Annotated in this window: 12 protein-coding genes; 5 read left to right on the forward strand and 7 right to left on the reverse strand. The window is 42.1% G+C overall.

Going from position 1 to position 18,589, the window contains the following annotated elements:
- Window positions 1-19: 19 nt before the first annotated feature.
- The 4 genes from DWZ47_RS04565 to DWZ47_RS04580 all read right to left on the reverse strand — a co-directional run bounded on the left by DWZ47_RS04565 (window position 20) and on the right by DWZ47_RS04580 (window position 5,653).
- Window positions 20-3,127, reverse strand: a complete 3,108-nt coding sequence (locus DWZ47_RS04565; protein ID WP_117512396.1) for a glycoside hydrolase family 2 TIM barrel-domain containing protein — start codon at window positions 3,125-3,127, stop codon at window positions 20-22.
- Window positions 3,128-3,410: 283 nt separating this feature from the next.
- A complete protein-coding gene (locus DWZ47_RS04570; protein WP_004298336.1) occupies window positions 3,411-3,887 on the reverse strand; it encodes an HU family DNA-binding protein in 477 nt (158 codons plus the stop codon).
- Window positions 3,888-4,220: 333 nt separating this feature from the next.
- Window positions 4,221-4,565, reverse strand: coding sequence for a hypothetical protein (locus tag DWZ47_RS04575; RefSeq protein WP_004307475.1), 345 nt, complete (start codon window positions 4,563-4,565; stop codon window positions 4,221-4,223).
- Window positions 4,566-5,041: 476 nt separating this feature from the next.
- On the reverse strand, window positions 5,042-5,653 hold the full coding sequence (locus DWZ47_RS04580; protein WP_117512397.1) for a DsbA family protein: 612 nt from the start codon (window positions 5,651-5,653) through the stop codon (window positions 5,042-5,044).
- Window positions 5,654-5,990: 337 nt separating this feature from the next.
- Here DWZ47_RS04580 and DWZ47_RS04585 point away from each other — a divergent pair, with 337 nt between their 5' ends.
- Together DWZ47_RS04585 and DWZ47_RS04590 are read left to right on the forward strand one after the other, a co-directional pair.
- A complete protein-coding gene (locus DWZ47_RS04585; protein WP_117512398.1) occupies window positions 5,991-7,907 on the forward strand; it encodes an Ig-like domain-containing protein in 1,917 nt (638 codons plus the stop codon).
- Entirely contained in the window at window positions 7,852-8,727 is an 876-nt protein-coding gene (locus DWZ47_RS04590) for a DUF3108 domain-containing protein (RefSeq protein WP_087317595.1), read from the forward strand. Before DWZ47_RS04585 ends, DWZ47_RS04590 begins: the two co-directional genes overlap by 56 nt.
- Window positions 8,728-8,896: 169 nt before the next feature.
- Here the strand turns inward: DWZ47_RS04590 and DWZ47_RS04595 are convergent, their stop codons facing one another.
- The 3 genes from DWZ47_RS04595 to DWZ47_RS04605 form a co-directional block, all read right to left on the reverse strand.
- Window positions 8,897-9,307 carry a PaaI family thioesterase gene (locus tag DWZ47_RS04595; protein ID WP_004298330.1) on the reverse strand — a complete coding sequence of 137 codons (411 nt, stop codon included), beginning with the start codon at window positions 9,305-9,307 and terminating at the stop codon, window positions 8,897-8,899.
- Between the two features lie 32 nt (window positions 9,308-9,339).
- Window positions 9,340-10,332, reverse strand: coding sequence for a FecR family protein (locus DWZ47_RS04600; protein ID WP_004307470.1), 993 nt, complete (start codon window positions 10,330-10,332; stop codon window positions 9,340-9,342).
- Window positions 10,333-10,433: 101 nt separating this feature from the next.
- Complete coding sequence (locus tag DWZ47_RS04605) at window positions 10,434-11,030, reverse strand: RNA polymerase sigma-70 factor (RefSeq protein ID WP_004310927.1); 597 nt, start codon at window positions 11,028-11,030, stop codon at window positions 10,434-10,436.
- A gap of 405 nt (window positions 11,031-11,435) precedes the next feature.
- On the opposite strand from DWZ47_RS04605, the gene DWZ47_RS04610 reads away from it, so the two are divergent.
- From DWZ47_RS04610 to DWZ47_RS04620, 3 genes are read left to right on the forward strand one after another with little or no spacing between them, the layout of a single operon-like run.
- A complete protein-coding gene (locus DWZ47_RS04610; RefSeq protein WP_004307469.1) occupies window positions 11,436-13,160 on the forward strand; it encodes a hypothetical protein in 1,725 nt (574 codons plus the stop codon).
- 57 nt (window positions 13,161-13,217) lie between these two features.
- Window positions 13,218-16,718, forward strand: a complete 3,501-nt coding sequence (locus tag DWZ47_RS04615; protein WP_117512399.1) for a TonB-dependent receptor — start codon at window positions 13,218-13,220, stop codon at window positions 16,716-16,718.
- A gap of 20 nt (window positions 16,719-16,738) precedes the next feature.
- Window positions 16,739-18,571 carry a RagB/SusD family nutrient uptake outer membrane protein gene (locus tag DWZ47_RS04620; RefSeq protein WP_374938660.1) on the forward strand — a complete coding sequence of 611 codons (1,833 nt, stop codon included), beginning with the start codon at window positions 16,739-16,741 and terminating at the stop codon, window positions 18,569-18,571.
- The last annotated feature ends 18 nt before the right edge of the window (window positions 18,572-18,589 follow it).

The following is an 18,589-nucleotide window of genomic DNA, read 5'->3' on the forward strand; positions in this document are numbered from 1 at the left end:
TGTTTTTTAACTATGTTTTTTACTTTATTTTATGATATACAGGAGTCATAATAAAACTTAACTCATAATCTTGGTAAGGAAGACGGTATTTTTCCAGTGGTATAGCTCCCCAACTGTTCACACAAGCAAGCCCTGCTTGTGCCTTATCGATACAGAAATTGGTGAAGTCTGCCTTTTCTACTTCCGGTGAGTGACGTTGATCTTTACCGTCACCGTCATCCAATGACTCGATGGTATAATTCAGGGCAGAAGCAGAGAAAGGAGCATCCGATATGAATTGCAATCCGTTACCACTAATGTTCAGAAGTCTCCACCAGCGGATATCCGTTTTGGTTCCGGTTTCCTGCGGGCGGATGTAAGGATAGAATTGTTCTTCTACTGTCTGGCGGTATTTGCCTAGCATGGCTCCGTGGTTACGGTCAGCATAGTTTTCTCCCGGACCACGGCCGTAGTACTCTACCTCGTTGAAGTTGACAGGCATACGCATTTGCATACCGAAGCGGAACATTTCAGAAACCTTCTTACTCTTGTCTGCCACCATCTTTTGAGTAACCTTCACTGCACCTTTATTATTAATAGTATAAGTCAGTGACAATGTTCCACCTATCGACTTCATGTCATATTCTGCACGAACCACTGCCTGATCGTTTTCAATAGCATGTTTCAGAGAAGTCAGTTTCAGTTCCGGATTCTTCCATGCAGCGTATTTATGTTGCAGTCCGGCTCCGAAATCATTGTCGGTCGGTGCACGCCAGAAGTTAGGAGTCAATGCGCTGCCGTCTTCCATCATTTGCATACCATTGACGTCGTAGCGACAAAGGTAACCATTGTGCTTATTGAAGTCCATAGAGAAGTTTTCACCTTTAACAATCAGGTAATTGCGGTCGTTGTCCAAAATACTGGGCACGATAACCGGAATATTGGAAGCCTGTTGATTTTCCAGTTTCAGTTCCGGTGCTTTGTAGTCGCGGATGCTTAACTGGTCGTAAGCGATAGTCGTTCCTGCCGGCAGCAACGTTTCGGCGGCTTTCAGTTTATAGCTCACATTCAGCAACAATTCCTTGCAAGGACAGATATTCTTCACGTCAAACGGAATTTGCACTTTCACAGTTTGCTGGGGTGCAACTTTCAGGTCGGATACAATGCCTGTTTGCACTACTTCCCCGTTTGCCAGTAATTGCCATTCCATATAATATGCAGAGAGGTCGCGGAAGAAATATTCGTTGAAGATATTGATTTCACCTTTGGCAAGATCCGCAGGAGTGGTCCATATATCCTGATAGAAATAAGCTACTTCATAAGCATGCGGATTAGGCATGCGGTCGGGGCTGATTAAACCGTTATCGTTGAAGTTGTTGTCCGAAGCGTCGTATTTGTTGAAATCGCCGCCATAACCATAGATATTTACTCCGTCTTTGTTTTTCCAGTGGCAGGACTGATCTACAAAGTCCCAGATAAATCCACCCTGATATTTCGGATATTTGCGGATGATGTCCCAGTATTCTTTGAATCCTCCCTGTGAATTACCCATTGCGTGCGCGTATTCGCATTGGATTAACGGCTTTTGGATGTCGCCTTCGCTATATTTGATACAAGCGTCGTAGTCATAATACATCGGGCAGAAAATATCGGTGAATTCGCTGGTTCCTGCTTGCTCATACTGTACGGCACGTGTCTTGTCTTCGTTCTTAATCCAAGTGTAGCATTTCTCAAAGTTCGGTCCCATGCCGGCTTCGTTGCCCAGTGACCAGAAGATGATGGACGGATGGTTGTATCCGCGTTGTACATTGCGTTGGTTACGCTCCATGTGAGCTTTAGCGTAACTCGGGTTCTTTGCCAGTGTCTGATCGCCGTAACCCATTCCGTGAGATTCTACGTTGGCTTCGGCCACTACATACAGACCATATTGGTCACAAAGGTCATACCAACGGTTGTCGTCCGGATAATGACAAGTACGTACAGCGTTGATATTCAATTCTTTCATCACTTTGATATCCTGCAACATACGTTCGAGAGAAACGACATAACCGCCGTCCGGGTCCATTTCGTGACGGTCGGCTCCTTTGAAGAGTACCGGTTGCCCGTTGACGAGTATCTGTCCGCCTTTCAGCTCAATCTTGCGGAATCCTACTTTAACGGGGATTACTTCTACTACGTTGTTGCCGTTTTTCAGTGTAGCGGTCAGCGTGTAGAGATTAGGCGTTTCGGCAGTCCATTTGGCCGGGTTGGAGATGGATAGGGTAGTGTTTAATTTGCCAGAGCCTTTCAGGTCGGCAGTTGCTACACTGTTACCTTGAGTATCTGTCAAGTCCAAGGCAACTGTGCCGCTTCCTTTCAGATCAATGGCTATGTTCAGCGTACCGTCTTTATATTGGCTATCCAAATCTGGAGTGAGGCGAATATCCTGGATGTATTTCTTGTCACGTGCGTAAAGATAGCAGTCACGTCCTACGCCAGAGTAGCGGAAGAAGTCCTGATCTTCCAGATAACTGCCGTCGCACCAGCGGAATACCTGGAAAGCAATCACGTTTTTACCCGGTTTCAGGTAGTTGGTCAGGTTGAACTCGGCTTCCAGTTTGCTGTCCTCGCTATATCCTACGTAACGTCCGTTCACCCAAAGGTACATGTTGGAAGTTACCGAGCCGAAATGTGCGAAAATTTCTTTGCCTTTCCAGTCGGCAGGAAGGATGATTTCTTTGCGGTAAGAGCCTACGTGGTTGTTTTCTGTCGGCACTAGCGGAGGGTTGTTTTTGAATTGGCTTCTCCAGGCATATCCTACGTTGACATAGATAGGGTCACCATAGCCGTTCAACTCCCAAACACCGGGAACTTGAAGATCATCCCAACCTTTGTCGTTGAAATTAGTCTGGTAAAAGTCGGTCGGGCGTGCGTCTGCGTGTCTCACCCAGTTGAATTTCCAAAGACCGTTCAGGGTCATGAAATTTGCGGAATTTTCTTTAATGCCGGCTTTAGCTTCATCAGCCGATGCGAAAGCAAAGTAATTAGTGTGCATAGCGGAGCGGTTTGCGGAATTCACTTCCGGATCTTTCCACTCGTTGAAGCTTTGCGCTTGAATTGCTGTCAGTCCCAATGCAGCCAAGCAGCAAGAGAGTAGTTGTTTCTTCATGGGTTTTTTGTATTAGGTTTGAATTTCGGGAGTCAAAGATAGGGAATATTTTATTCAGTGAAGGTCAAAAAATCATTCAATTAAGGCTAGTTTTTAATAAATTAGCTAGAAAATAGAGTATTTTACTTACTCTAATCAGTAAAAACGTGAGATACAGTTTTCCACCGCGGTGGAAAAGGTATCTCACGTTAATAAAAATTGGCTGTTATATTAGTCAGTTCTTATACGCTGTTTATACGTAGACTTGCGTATAACTAATACATATATAGATATGATTCATACGTTATGCTGCAGGATCCGGAGCCTCACCGCTACCGCCTTCGTCCGGATTTTCCGGTTTATTTCCCCCTCCATTTCCGGAAGAGGTGCCGCCGTTTCCTTCCGTCTTGTAAATACTTACATTATCCAGCATATCCTTAAATTTATATCCCGGCGTAAATACAATTTTCACTCGACGAACGGTATCGGCATCTACATCTTTTTCCTCTTTCTGGCTTTTGCAACTCATGCCCGGACGGAAACATCCGAAGTCACCTAATTGCACAGACAATCCTTTGTTGAGGTTCGTGTTCAACGCATCAATCAGTGCGTCAATCACGTGCTTCACTGCGCCTTCGGGAATCATACCGAACATGGATACTTCCTTGCATAAATCTCTGAAATTTACCGTATTGGTAATTACATTCTGTGCTACATACTTTTCAGTCTTTGTTTTGTCAAAGCCGAAAACTCTTTTCTTGACAACATACTTTAATGCCATAGTCTTTCTTCTTTTAATAGTTAGTTAATCTGTTTTATTGTTGTTTTGTGATCACGACGCAAAGATATGGTTTCCGAAATTCATGACCAAGCTGAAAAAGAATTGTGCGTTAATAAATTAGTTAATAAGTAGAATACTGCTGTATTGGGGAATTTTATGTAAAAAAGATTTGGCAGAAAGATAGAAGAAGAGGATGCCGATCAAGATATTGGGGTATCAAGTGTGGGGAAGGCATCCTCTTCGAAGATAGAACGAAAGGACTACTTGCACAAGCAATCTTTTTCGCTTTGTTTTCTATCTTCTATATATACTGGTAAGGGTTATGATTCTGAATTATTCCGTGTCTTCTTTGGTTCGCAGGCTGACTAACTCTGTCCACTTGCTTATACTTAAGTCGAACCCTCCTTTCTCCAGATGTTGGAGGGCGGTTCTAAAATGTCGTATTACTTTTTCTGTATCATTGGTTGTTTTATACTCAAGCTCTCCAAGTGCATATTCAAGACGTGCCATTTGGATGTAATCTAATAAGGTATAGTTTTCGTCAACGGATAAAGTTGAAAGATAGTTCAACAAGTCGAATGCTTTTTCTCGTTCTTCATCTGATAAGTTGGAGATGGGGCGGCGCGCGATAGGGTGCTGCATTACTAGAATAATGTTTTCTTTCAGGTCATCGTACATATCTTTGTTATGTTTGTCGCATCATTTCCCTATGGTGCGCGGTTTAAAAAAGAGAGCGTGGGAAACTATCAACTGTACGCCAACCATAGGCTCGGCAAAGACCCTCCGCGACATAAGTGATAGTCCCACGCCCATTGGGTATATAAACAAATTATATACAGAAGTGTGCGCGAGACCTGACATCACTTATTGTCATTCGCGGTAAATTTTTGCCGAATTTATGGTTGAATGCAATAAATAATCGTTCTCTATAAAAAAATAAAATGTTCCTCTCTACGTATGAAAGGAAACCGCTACAAAAGTAGCAATAAATATTGATAAAGCAAGTAATCTTGTTTTATAATTTCATAGATAGTTCTGATTTACTAAAAGTCAGTATAAATATGATTAATATAAAAAGAACCCTACACTGAATTATTGTTTTTTTGTTCAGTTCAGAATTGGAATTCCAGGTAATTCTGCTAGATGATTTTAACTTAACTTTCTGTTTTCTTTGCATAAACCACCTGTTTGCCTGTTCCATAACGGATTAAGAGTCCACGTTCGATAAAAGCATTCAGTTCTTTCAAAGCACGTTTTTTGTCGTGTCCTGTCAATCGGCTATAGTCGGTGCGGGTCAGGCAGGGATATTTGTTCAGATGCTGGTTGATTATTGTCAAACATTCTTCTTCGCTGTGCCCTTTTCTGTGGTGACGAGTCATCGATTCTCCACGTTCCAGTCTCATTTGCTGGCCTACTTCTTTCTTAAACTGGCTACTTACCCGGAAATTGACATTTTTCAGTTCTATGGATTGTGCGTGTACATCTTTTTTCTTCATTACACGAGGTCCCTTCAAAGACACTGAAAAATATCCGATATCTCCCAGTTCCACAATCCATCCGTTGGCAATCAGGTCTCTCAACTCGTTTTGGAAAGACTGCATGGCGCCCGCCAGTAAACTGCGGCTTATTCCTGTGAATTTGTGTACACGGTCTAGAAGTTCTTCCTGATCGACGGTTCCTTTGAATACTACGCGGGGATGAAGCGGTTGTGCGTCGCCTGTTTGTTGAATGTCAGGTGTGTCGTAAAGGTCATATTGTATACTCATATTCGTTTTTATTTAGTGTAGGCACATTGATAAATCCGTTTGCCTATCCGGATTTACTTCACTTGCTACTTTTATTTCGTTCCACTATAGTTTCTCTTTCGTCCCACTATAGTGCTCCGCAAGGGAAACTATAGTGTTCTTTGCGGAACACTATAGTGGAACGAAAAAAGATTAGGCAACAAAGGTAATCTCTTTAGGCAATAAAACTAATTATATTAGCAGGAAAAAAATAAAAACGTCGCAAATATTGTTTATTACCTTAAGTCACCCTTTCCTTTTTTAATAAATTAGCTAGAAAGTGTGGTGTTTATTGAATAAGAACGCTTATTTTTGCAGCATGTTACAATTTGAGAATCAAAAGATAAAACAAATAGTTCGCAAGGTGCTTCCGGTAGTAACGCTGGGGGCGATGTTATATTCCTGCGCCAGTATTGGACGGCCGGACGGTGGACCATACGATGAGACGCCGCCCCGTTTCATCGGCAGCACTCCGGAGGCGGGGGCTTTGAATAATAAAAGGACTAAAGTCTCTTTGATGTTCGACGAGTTTATTAAGCTGGAGAAAGCGACCGAGAAAGTCGTTGTTTCCCCTCCCCAGATACAGCAACCGGAAATCAAGGCTTCCGGCAAGAGAATACAAGTCAACCTGCTCGACTCTCTGAAGCCTAACACGACCTATACGATTGACTTCTCGGATGCAATTGTCGACAATAATGAAGGTAATCCGTTGGGTAACTTTGCATTTACGTTCTCTACCGGTACGGAAATCGATACGATGGAAGTAGCAGGAACGATGCTCGATGCCTCTAACCTGGAGCCTATTAAAGGTATGCTTGTCGGACTACATTCCAACCTGAACGATTCGGCTTTCAACAAATTGCCTTTCGACCGTGTGGCACGTACAGACAGCCGTGGACGTTTCTCCATCCGTGGTGTAGCTCCCGGCAAATATCGCATCTATGGATTGATGGATGCCGACCAGAATTTTACCTTCAACCAGAAGAGTGAGATGATCGCTTTCCACGATTCGTTGATTATTCCCCGCATGGAAGAACGCATCCGCATGGATACGGCTTGGGTGGACTCATTGACTTACGACACGATTGTTGAGAAGAAATATATGCATTATTTGCCGGATGATGTCATTCTCCGTGCTTTTAAAGAGCTCAACTATTCGCAATATCTTATCAAGTCGGAAAGACTGGTTCCTCAAAAGTTCACTTTCTATTTTGCCGGTAAGGCGGACACTTTGCCTGTCTTGAAAGGTTTGAACTTCGATGAAAAGGATGCTTTTGTCATCGAAAAGAATCAGCGGAACGATACGATCCATTATTGGGTGAAAGATTCTCTGCTCTTCAAGCAGGATACGCTGGCCATGAGTCTGACTTATCTTTATACAGATACTTTGAATCAGCTAGTGCCCCGTACAGATACGCTGAACCTCGTTTCGAAACAGAAATATAAGAAAGAGGAGCCGGATAAGGACAAAAAGAAAAAGAAGAAAAAGAAAGGGGAAGAGGATGAACCCGAACCGACGAAATTCTTGCCGGTGAATGTCAATGCCCCTTCGTCAATGGATGTATATGGATCTATTTCTTTGAATTTTGAAGAACCGATAGCCAGTTTCGACACTGCCGCCATACATCTGCGGCAAAAAGTAGATACGCTCTGGAAAGATATACCATTCGAATTTGAGCAGGATTCAGTGAATCTGAAGAAGTTTAATCTGTATTATGACTGGGAACCGACATTGGAATATGAATTCTCGGTAGACTCGACTGCCTTCCACGGAATATACGGATTATTTACCGATAAGATAAAACAAGGATTCAAGGTGCGTAGTGAAGATGAATATTTCACGCTTCATTTCAATGTGACGGGAGCGGATTCACTGGCCTTTGTCGAATTGCTTGACGCCCAGGACAAAGTGGTCCGTAAGCGGAGAGTGGAAGAGGACGGAATGGTCGATTTCTACTTCCTGAATCCGGGAAAATATGCAGCCCGATTAATCAATGACACAAATGGAAATGGTGAATGGGACACGGGAGACTTTGCTAAAGGCATCCAGCCGGAGGCTGTTTACTACTATCCGACGATATTGGAATATAAAGCGTTGTGGGATGTGACCCAACCGTGGGATATTCATGCGACTCCAGTGGATAAGCAGAAACCGGACGAACTTAAAAAACAAAAACCAGATGAAGACAAGAAAAAGAAAGATAGGGATCGAAATAATCAGAACCGCCGTCGTTGACGTTCGACGTAACCTTATTATTGGATTGGTGGCATTACTGACGGGAATCTTCGCCCTCCCTGCCAGTGCCCAATGTGAAGCGAAGAATGATGCGTTTCAATCCGGCGAACATGTAATGTATGATTTATACTTCAACTGGAAGTTTGTCTGGGTGAAAGCCGGACTCGCCAGTCTGACAACGAATGCGACCACTTATCATTCGCAGCCAGCCTACCGGATCAATCTGCTTGCTTTGGGCAGTAAACGGGCAGACTTCTTTTTCAAGATGCGCGATACGCTGACTTGTGTGATCGGTGAAAAACTGGAACCGCGCTATTTCCGCAAAGGTGCCGAAGAGGGAAAACGTTACACGGTCGATGAGGCTTGGTTTTCTTATAAGGACGGTCTTTGCCTCGTAAACCAGAAACGTACTTACCGGGATGGAGCGTTTGATGAATCTGAAGCTAGCGATAGCCGTTGTATATACGATATGTTAAGCATCTTGGCGCAGGCACGTTCTTACGACCCTGCAGATTATAAGGTGGGAGACAAAATCAAGTTCCCGATGGCTACGGGCCGTAAAGTGGAAGAGCAAACGCTTATCTACCGTGGAAAAGAAAATGTGAAAGCGGAGAATGGAGTTACTTACCGTTGCCTGATCTTCTCATTGGTAGAATATGATAAGAAAGGAAAAGAAAAGGAGGTGATTACTTTCTTCGTGACGGACGACTTGAACCATCTTCCTGTCCGTCTGGATTTATTCCTGAACTTCGGTTCGGCAAAAGCATTCCTGAATAATGTGACGGGTAACCGGCATCCGCTGACTTCTATCGTTAAATAGATATAGAGAAAAAACGAAGGCATATCAGAAGTAAATGGCCCTGCCAACCTGTTATTTTTTAGACGCGGATAACGCGGATGACACGGATTTATTATCTTTTTATCCGTATCATCCGCGTTATCTGTTTCTAAAAGGTATACTTTTAAAAGTGTTGATGCGCTTTCCTGTTTTATTCCTGAACTTCGAAAGGCACTTTCTGATCCTTTCGGAATACGCTAGATTCAAAAGTTGCAATCAACTCTCCGTCTTGGTTTGTTATATCTACCTGATAGCAACCTGTACTTCGACCGATATAGCGTTCGCGTGCTTCGGCAAAGAGAGTATCTCCGGGGCCGCTGGCACGCAGAAAAGTAATAGTGGACGAGAGAGAGAAAGCTAGTGTGCCGTGCGAGTTGGCAGCTGCGGCAAGCGCAAGGTCTGCCAGCGTAAAGATCGCTCCTCCTTGTGTGCGGGCACCTGCGTTAAGATGTTCGGGTTTTATTTCTAATTTGGCTTTACTGTAACCTTTGCGTACTTCCAGCAGTACTACTCCTGCATTTTCGGCAAACAGATCGTTCTTAAAAAACTCTTGTGCGGTCATGATATTATTTTTGAAGATTCTTTAATCGTTTCTTATTTTTTCAATGAATGGATATATACCTTATCTTTTTCAATTGAGTAGCTAAATTTATTTGTTTCAGACATAATATCCAATATTTTCTCCAAATTATTTGTTTCTATAATAAAACTTCCATGGAAAATCAAATTCTTGAGTTGCTCTGACTCAAATGCGAATGTCACATCAAACTGGCGCTCCAACTCTTTAGAAATGATCGACATAGGAACTTCATCCCAGAATACTTTGCAGTTGATCCACTGTTCAGCATAGTCAGCACTCTCGGTCAGCTTATAAGTTTGGTCAAGCTTATTAACTGTCATCGTTTGATTAGGCTTCATTATAAACTCTTGGTTGATGCACAATAAGACAATGGAACCTTCTAGGAGTGATACCTTTATATAATTCTCATCACCATAATTTTTAACGTTAAACTTAGTACCCAGTACCTTGATCTGTGCGGAGTCTGTTTGTATAACAAATGGATGCTCTCCATGCTCTACCTCAAAATACCCTTCGCCTTCCAGCCGGACATTGCGATTCTTTCGACTAAAACTCTCGGAGTAAGAAAGCTTGGAATCTGCGTTTAACCACACTATAGAACCGTCAGGAAGCTTCATTTTTAATTTCGATTTTCTTGGAGCGTATACTTCGGAAATCAAAGAATCATCAGGTGTTGTAAAATTATAAATTATAAAAGGAGTGGTAAACAGTAATATAATGATTGCCGCTGCGTAACCTGCATACTTCACAAATAAGGCTCTTCTCATCTTTCCTGCCGGAGCACTCTTATGTTTGCGGATTCGTTTCGCAAATCTGTTATAGGCTTGTTCTTCGTGTACAGATACATTTTTATACTCGGCAGACAGAAGCCAGATTCGTTTCTGCTGTTCAAAATATTTCTGATTCTCCGGATCGGAGTATATCCATTCGTTCAACTTATGCAAGTCCTCTTTGGTGATACTTCCCGAGAGGAAATCATATATCAGTCTGTCAAATTCTTCTTTCATACCATCTTAAACTTAATATCTATTGAAAATCATATACCTGCGCTATCATCAGGACAGTTTGTCAATAGAAGAAGTATAGTGAATTACTTTGCTTTTTAATATTAATTAAATATATTCGTAATAAACATTACAATCAGGGCAAGATAAGATCTTGCTGCTTCCTTCAGTTTATCCAGTGCACTTCGCATGTGATATTTCACTGTATGAATAGTGATTCCCATGATTTCGGCAATTTCTTCTTGTCTTTTGTTCTCAAAACGACTCAATAAAAATACCTTCCGGGTTTCCGGAGATAAGCCGTCAATCGTCTTCTGGATAATAGAATGTAGCTCTTTACCCTCTAAATGCTCAACCGGATTTTCGCCCAAGGACCATAAATCGCTGTAAATGACCAGGTCTTCTGACGAGCAGGCCGTTTCCCTTCTCACATATTCAAGCTGAAGATAATTGATACACTTATTGGCTACACTTCTGAAAAGGTAGTTCTTCAATGAGGTGTTAATTGTTATTTTAGAGCGGTTTTCCCATAGACTATACACCAAATCTTCTACTATAGATTCTGATAGATAAGAGTCTGTCAAATACCCTCTCGCTATCCGGCAAAGATCTGTATAGTAAGTTTTATAGATGTATCGGAATGCCTCCTCTTTACCCGATTTCAGGGCCTCGATAATCTCTGTTTCCAGGTTTTTTTCCATTATGTCTTTCAGAAATCGTATATTTGATTTATTAGTTAATATATTAAGGTGAATACTCACAGGTTCTGTTTCTCCGATGGATAATTCGGGGGCAAGGTATTGAAAAAATGTAAGATGACCAAACTCACTAATAAAAAGATGAGTTGAAGGGCTGAACGAATAAAAAAATCATTTCTCACTATACTTTTTATTAATCTGGCTGTCATATTAATGAATAGGCCAATAAAGCATATTTTAACCTGAATCTCTATGAATGGTAAAAAGAAGGATTGTAAAAGAGCATAGCGCGACACTCTTTTTTAAGTTATAAGGTATACAAACAGCTGTTTTAGTTTAGTCATGCAGGATAAAGATTGTTTTCAGGAATAACAGAAAATAAGCTATTTCTTATTTAAATAATATTGTATGAAGAAACTACATTTTCTATTAAGCACATTCCTTGTGTTTATATTCACGTCATGCGGAGAAGATGAACTGAAAGGTGTTGTCTTATCCGAAGATCCGGGGTACGTAAAAGAACCATTGGTAGCCATACAGGCAGAAGATGGCACAGGGAACTGGATAAATGGTCTTATTGACCAGAACAGTAGGGTCATAGCCTTAGATTTTCGCATTTTGGACGACCAAAGTGCGGTGAATGTGAAACTCAAACTGGCGGATGAATGGGCAAAGCCCATTGATCCGCTCACTACTGATGCTGTACTGGACTTGAGCAGCGGTATCACCCGTATTAAAGTGAATGATGGAGCAGATGATATTGAATATACCATTTTCAGCACTTCTACCCAGTTGCTTCGAGGTGTAACGGCTACTTGTAACACAGAGCAGGTTAGTGCTAACTTTATTAATGGCATCGCTTCGTTACGTTTCAAACAAAACACTGTATTTGCAAACGTAGTGTTGATGCCGACTTTGGCAGATAACGCAGAAATCATCTCTACGGATCCCTCCAGTCAAAAAGATGAAAATGGGAACCTGATTGTTGACCTAAGTAGCACACTTACTATTACTGTAAAAGACAATACGAACAACATGACTAAAAAATATCAGTTGAGTGCTGTAAATGGAATTATTGACGCAGGGGTAAACTGGAAAAATATTACTGCTGATCTAAAAAGCCAACACAGTAGTATTTGTATTCCTGATTTCATGATTGTCTATGAAAATAAAAACTTGCATGGAAGGAGCGGTAATACGGGATGGTTGATAACTATTCCTGCCGGTAGAATAAATATGAAGGTTAGCTGGGATATGAATAAAGACAATGTAACATGGGCTGAACCCACTGCTCAACATCGTACAACAGCTATCATGAATGATAATATGGATTATTCATTGTTTGTTCCGGGATTGTCCGGGCAATTCTGGGTACCGATATTTTATAGCCTCGGGTGGAATGATAGTGGGCTGCTATCCGCACCGCGTCTCGGATATAACCTATCTACTTCTTTGAAGTATTGTCCGGGAACTCTGGGAATTACAGCTGATGGAAAAGCGGAGATTTCGTATGCAGAAGTGATAGATAATAACTTGTATAAGTTTACCAGCGGCGGAGCCGGCAAACAAGCTGCCAATGGAGTACAGTGGTCTCCAACCAGTGCTGTCAGTGGATATTCCTATCCGTTGCAAAAAGGGCAGATCATGATTGCCGGAGAAAATGCAGAACTTTACAAGACATTTGCCACTAATGAAGGAAGAAATACTTCGACCCGTAACAGAGGAATGGATGGAGCATTGTCAGGAAGTAATTCATGGGCTGCTAATCCGGTAAGCATCTGGACTTTTGATGGCAAGCCTGTAGGACGCCGGGCTGTCGGTATCACGGAAGAAGGAGACTTGGTCATTTTTGTAAGTAATCGTTTTACGAATTCTTATAACTCGGTAAAAGCAGCTTGGAATGTCTTTAGTGATGGCTCTTCTTTACGGGAAGTTGCTGTGGCATTGCAGGAAGTGGGTTGTACGGATGCCATTGTGTTTGGTGAGAACTATCATAGTCCTGTTGTTATTCGGGATGATAGTAGAGGGGTGCCTTTAGGAAAGGTAGCCGGTAGATACGACTGGGAAACGAACGGCAATGTTAAAAATGCGGATAATGAGGCTAGTTCGCAATCCTGGATAATGTTTAAATAAGAATATTGTAAAACAATGAGTTAGTAACAAAAGATATACACATAAAAACTTAAATCAATGAGTAAAATCATCAAATACATGTTCTTCGTGCTATTAGCTGCAGTTCTTCCACTGTCGGTTCACGCACAGCAGGTGACCTTACATTTGCAGGACGTAACGGTGCGCAAAGCGTTCCGGGAGTTGGAGGTCAAAGGAAATGTATCCTTAGTATATGAGAAAAATGATCTGGACCTGACCCGTAAGGTAACTGTAAAGGTAGATAATCAACCGATAAGCAAGGCACTGGATCAGATTCTGAAAGGGCAGGAGTTGATTTATAAAATAAAAGATAATCATATTATTATCACCCGGCCTGTCGTTCAGAAATCGGATAAGAAACGACGTATCAATGGTGTCATCAGCGATGTCAATGATGAATTGTTAATTGGAGTATCGGTATCAATTCCCGGTACTAATATTGGCACGGTGAGTAATATGGAAGGGAAATTTGAACTGGAAATACCGGAGGACGCTAAGAAATTGCAAGTGTCTTATATCGGTTTTGACACGCAGGAAATTTCATTGTCGCCCGGCAAGACGACATTCAACATTGTAATGGGAGAGAATGTGAAAATGCTTTCAGAAGTAGTAGTGGTTGGTTATGGCACACAAAAGAAGGTGAACCTGACCGGTTCGGTTGCTACGGTAAATTTGGAAAAGGAATCACTTTCCCGTCCTTTGGTCAGTGCTTCGCAGGCGTTGAGCGGTATGACAGCCGGTTTGCAGGTGATGCAAAGCTCCGGGACTCCATATAATGAAGGCTTTTCTTTCAATATTCGGGGGGTAGGTACCCTGAACAGTTCTTCACCACTCGTGTTGGTGGATGGGATGGAACAAAGTCTGAATAATGTAGATCCCAACGATATTGCTTCTATTTCCATCCTGAAAGATGCGGCCTCGTGTGCTATTTATGGTAACCGAGGGGCAAATGGGGTTATTCTGGTTACTACCAAAACCGGACAAACAGGAAAGGTCAGCGTGTCCTACAATGCTACTTTTTCACTGAATCAACCTACCAAACTGATAAAAACGGTATCTAACTACGCCAAGTATATGGAATTGATGAACGAAGCTGCTACTAATATAGGAGAATCTGCTCCTTTCAGCGACATTACCATCAATCAATGGCGTGAGGCGGAAAAAGATCCGAATGGCATTTCGGCTTCCGGCTATCCTAATTATGTAGCTTATCCTAATACAGATTGGTACGATGAGATATATAGTAACGACTGGATGATGAAACATTCGCTTTCCGTCACTGGACAGGAGGGACGTACCGGATATAATCTTTCTATATCTTATACTGACAATCCGGGATTAATCAAGGATACCGGATACCAACGCTATTTTTTGCGTGCCAATGTTTATTCGGATATTACTAAGTGGTTACGTATTGGTACTCGCGTATGGGGGTATCACACTGACCAGAAGAAAAGCGATACCGGTTCACTCACCAATATCAATACCCAAAAAATGATACCGGGCGTATATCCATATTATGACGGAAAATATGGTGCGCCGGAAGCGAACGAGGAAGATCCGCAATCTCACAATCCTCTGTGGGACATGGCACAATCGGAAGGGCATATCAAAAACACGCAGTTCTTTACTACTTTCTATGCCAACGTGAAGTTTCTGAAACACTTTTCATACGATGTTAATCTGAACTATAAAGATTACCGTTATGAATCGATGTCCGTAAATACGGATTATGGGAAATATAGTTTTAGTACAGATCAGTGGATAGCTGCCCCCAAAGATCCTGCCGATTTGTATACCCGTATGGCGTATGTCCGTGAAAACCATTGGAAATTAACGCACTTGCTCAACTATAACCAGACTTTTTATAAGCATGATATTGGTATGTTATTGGGCTTTGAAGAAGAACGTTTTGTCAAACGGACTACCGACACTGCCAAACTTGGATTAATAGATTCGTCTGTGGGTGATTCAAGTTCTGCTACTACTCCTTCTTCCATAGGTGGTACAGGTGAGGAATTTACATCCCGTTCTTACTTCGGTCGTATTAACTATGCTTTCGACAGCCGTTATTTATTCGAGGTTAATATGCGTTATGACGGTTCCTCCCGTTTTGCTCCGGATAATCGCTGGGGGCTTTTTCCATCTTTCTCTGCCGGGTGGAGAATCAGTGAAGAGAGATTTATGAAAGGACTTCCTATCGACAATCTGAAATTACGTGCTTCGTGGGGTAAGTTAGGGAACAATGCGATTGGTAACTACGAATGGCAGGCTGTATATAACTCGGCAAAGTACGCGTTTGGTGGTAGTCTTAATAACGGATTGGCAGTCACTTCTATCTCTAATAACCTGTTGGAATGGGAGAGCACTGCTATTACGAACATTGGTGTCGACTTTGCAACTCTTAGAAACCGTCTGACGTTCGAGGCTGAATTTTATAATAAAGTAACGGATGGAATTTTATATCGTCCTGATATGTACATGTCTCTTGGGACAGCCAGTGGCCCTCGTCAGAACATTGCGGAAGTGACTAACCGCGGTATTGAAATGACCCTGAATTGGCAAGACCGTATCGGTAAAGTAGAATATCGTGTATCCGGTAACTTTGCCTATAACCAGAACAAGGTCAGTAAATACAAAGGAGAGTTGCAGCGTGGCTGGGTGACAGATGAAAACGGGAACCGTGTTTATCAAACCAATATCGGCGATGTCTCTACCGGAGGATCTACCCGTGTAATAGAGGGTAAAATGATTAATGAATACTATATGTTGCAACCATATAAGGGCAGTGGAAACGGTTTTAACGCAGATGGAACAGTCAATATCAACGGTGGTCCGAGAGACGGAATGATCCGTACAGTAGACGACATGAAATGGCTGAATGCTATGGTAGGGGCAGGGTATAAGTTCTATCCGCGTCAGAACGTCAGTAAGAGTGGCATTTGGTATGGTGATTACATCTATGCTGACTTAAATGGCGACGGTGTATATGGTAATGACGCTGATAATGAGTTTCAGGGATGCTCCAATGTGCCCAAGTATAACTTCGGTCTGCAGGCAAGCGCTAATTGGAAAGGCTTCGATTTCTCCATGAACTGGTCCGGTGCGGCAGGTTTCAAGATTTACTACTATCGTTTGGCATTGAACAGCAGTGCTACCATCAAAGGATATGCTATTGGGGAAGCAATAGCAAACGATCACTATTTCTTTGATCCCAAAAATCCCAATGATCCGCGCACGAACTTGAGTTCAAAGAATCCTCGCTTGACAAATAACTCCGGTAACGACCAAAGTGGTATGACACAGTCATCAGTACATTTGCAAAAAGGGGATTATATTAAACTGAAGAACCTGACTATCGGATATACATTGCCTGCTGTCCTGTCGAAAAAAGTATATGCACAGAATATCCGTTTCTTTGCTTCCGGTGAAAATTTATTTACCATTACCGGGTATGAAGGAATGGACCCGGAAATGCGTACCGCAGTGGGATATTCTACTATGAGACAATATGCATTCGGTGTAAATATCACTTTCTAAACTTACTCTAAAACGATTTTATGATGAAAAACAAAATAAAAATATTTCGGAAATTAGTAAGATGTGCATCTATTGCCTTGCTGTCTTTCTCTATGGCTGGATGCGGTGCGGACTTTTTAGATACTACTCCTACCAATAACATAAGCGGTAGTAGTATCTGGACGAAAGCAACTTTGGCCGAACAGGCTGTTATCGGCGTATATAATGTCTTTCTGGATCAATATTGTCCTAACTCCGGCATTTTGGATTCGCACCGGATTCCATGGGATGCTTATTCTTCTGTGATGGATACAGACAAGAACTGGATTAAGCGAATGCCTAATTGTACAGGAGCAGCTACTCCCTCAAGTGGCCTGTTCAGTGATATTTATAAACGTTTTTATACTTTTATCTATCGTGCTAATGATGTGATAGATAATATTGGTCAGGTTCCTGATATGTCGACCGGAGAGAAGCAACGGGCTATCGCCGAATGTAAATTCTTGCGTGCATTTGCTTATATGCGCTTGAATATCTTGTATAAAGGAGTGCCGTTATATATGAATGCAATCACGAGTCCTGAAAACGGTAACAAAGCCCGTTCTTCAGAAGCGGATGTTTGGGCGGCTATACTCCAGGATCTGACAGATTGTGTGAATGAACCCAATCTACCGGGTAAATATAATTCGGGTGACTCTAACTATGGACGGGTAACCAAAGGAGCTGCTTATGCATTACGCGGACAAGTATATATGTGGCAGAAGAATTGGGAGGCGGCGGTTGATGATTTTAATTCTGTGGCTGACTGTGGTTTCGGGTTATATACTAAGGCCGGTGCTACCAGTTATAAGCAGTTGTTGAAAATAGCAAATGAACAATGTGAAGAAATGATATTCTCTGTGCAATGCATCAAGCAATACGGCTTCTCCAATACAAGGAACATCACTTACGGCAACCGTTGTACAGCAGGTTCTATGTGGAATAACTATTTGCCTAATCCGCATTTTGTAGAATCCTTTGAAACGGCAACCGGAGAAAAATTTAATTGGGATAACTACTTGCCGGGCTATAGTACGATGAAAGAAAAAGAACGTGTGGTGTTTTTTCTACGTGACGGACTGTCCGCGGCAGAAAAGGAACGTATGACTGCCTATGGGGCCGATATGAGCAAATATCTGGATAGTGGCAATGAAGCACGTATCAAAAAAGCTTACGAGAGCCGTGATCCACGTCTGCAAATGGCTGTCATTACCCCTTACGCACAATACAATGGTGCTTCTTCTGGAATAGCTCATACTTATACATTGCGTTGGCCTTATCGTGGCTCGGACAGTGCAGAGCCTTTTGATATCCGTACTGATACAAACGATAAGTTTTACTATCTATGGAGAAAGTTTGTACCTGAAGGTCTGGAACAGACAGAACGTGATACTTATGGATTGGATATTCCATTAATACGCTATGCGGAAGTATTGCTCCTGAAAGCAGAAGCGCTAAATGAATGGGGAAGTACCCATGAAAGCGAAGCAATCAGATGTGTTAATGAAGTAAGACGTCGTGCAGGGCATGTCGAATTGAATAATGCAACTTATCCTGCTACGAAAGTTAACGGGCAGAGTGATTTGCGTGAACGTATCCGGAATGAGTATTACTGGGAAATCGGTGGCGAAGATTCCATGTATTTCCATGAATTGCGTTGGGGAACGTGGAAAGATAAGAAGTTTGATAATAATCGTAACGGTCTGATGCAGATGTGGGGTGAAACGACTTATACCTGGTACTGGTTGGGAGATCAGTGCTGGAGCTGGCCTATTCCTGCTAAAGAAATGGAAATGAACTCGAATTTGGAACAGAATGAAGGTTGGATAAATTAATCTTAGTTTTAACTAATA

This window comes from Bacteroides sp. AF32-8BH, from assembly GCF_003435205.1.
GTDB classification, from domain to species: domain Bacteria; phylum Bacteroidota; class Bacteroidia; order Bacteroidales; family Bacteroidaceae; genus Bacteroides; species Bacteroides ovatus.

Excerpts from the sequence above, each read along its gene's own strand:
- DWZ47_RS04600 (WP_004307470.1), bottom strand. The coding sequence starts at position 10,332 with ATGAAAGAAGAATTTGACAGACTGATATATGATTTCCTCTCGGGAAGT.
- DWZ47_RS04585 (WP_117512398.1), top strand. The coding sequence starts at position 5,991 with ATGTTACAATTTGAGAATCAAAAGATAAAACAAATAGTTCGCAAGGTG.
- DWZ47_RS04590 (WP_087317595.1), top strand. The coding sequence starts at position 7,852 with ATGAAGACAAGAAAAAGAAAGATAGGGATCGAAATAATCAGAACCGCC.
- DWZ47_RS04575 (WP_004307475.1), bottom strand. The coding sequence starts at position 4,565 with ATGTACGATGACCTGAAAGAAAACATTATTCTAGTAATGCAGCACCCT.
- DWZ47_RS04595 (WP_004298330.1), bottom strand. The coding sequence starts at position 9,307 with ATGACCGCACAAGAGTTTTTTAAGAACGATCTGTTTGCCGAAAATGCA.
- DWZ47_RS04620 (WP_374938660.1), top strand. The coding sequence starts at position 16,739 with ATGATGAAAAACAAAATAAAAATATTTCGGAAATTAGTAAGATGTGCA.
- DWZ47_RS04570 (WP_004298336.1), bottom strand. The coding sequence starts at position 3,887 with ATGGCATTAAAGTATGTTGTCAAGAAAAGAGTTTTCGGCTTTGACAAA.
- DWZ47_RS04610 (WP_004307469.1), top strand. The coding sequence starts at position 11,436 with ATGAAGAAACTACATTTTCTATTAAGCACATTCCTTGTGTTTATATTC.
- DWZ47_RS04605 (WP_004310927.1), bottom strand. The coding sequence starts at position 11,030 with ATGGAAAAAAACCTGGAAACAGAGATTATCGAGGCCCTGAAATCGGGT.
- DWZ47_RS04580 (WP_117512397.1), bottom strand. The coding sequence starts at position 5,653 with ATGAGTATACAATATGACCTTTACGACACACCTGACATTCAACAAACA.
- DWZ47_RS04615 (WP_117512399.1), top strand. The coding sequence starts at position 13,218 with ATGAGTAAAATCATCAAATACATGTTCTTCGTGCTATTAGCTGCAGTT.
- DWZ47_RS04565 (WP_117512396.1), bottom strand. The coding sequence starts at position 3,127 with ATGAAGAAACAACTACTCTCTTGCTGCTTGGCTGCATTGGGACTGACA.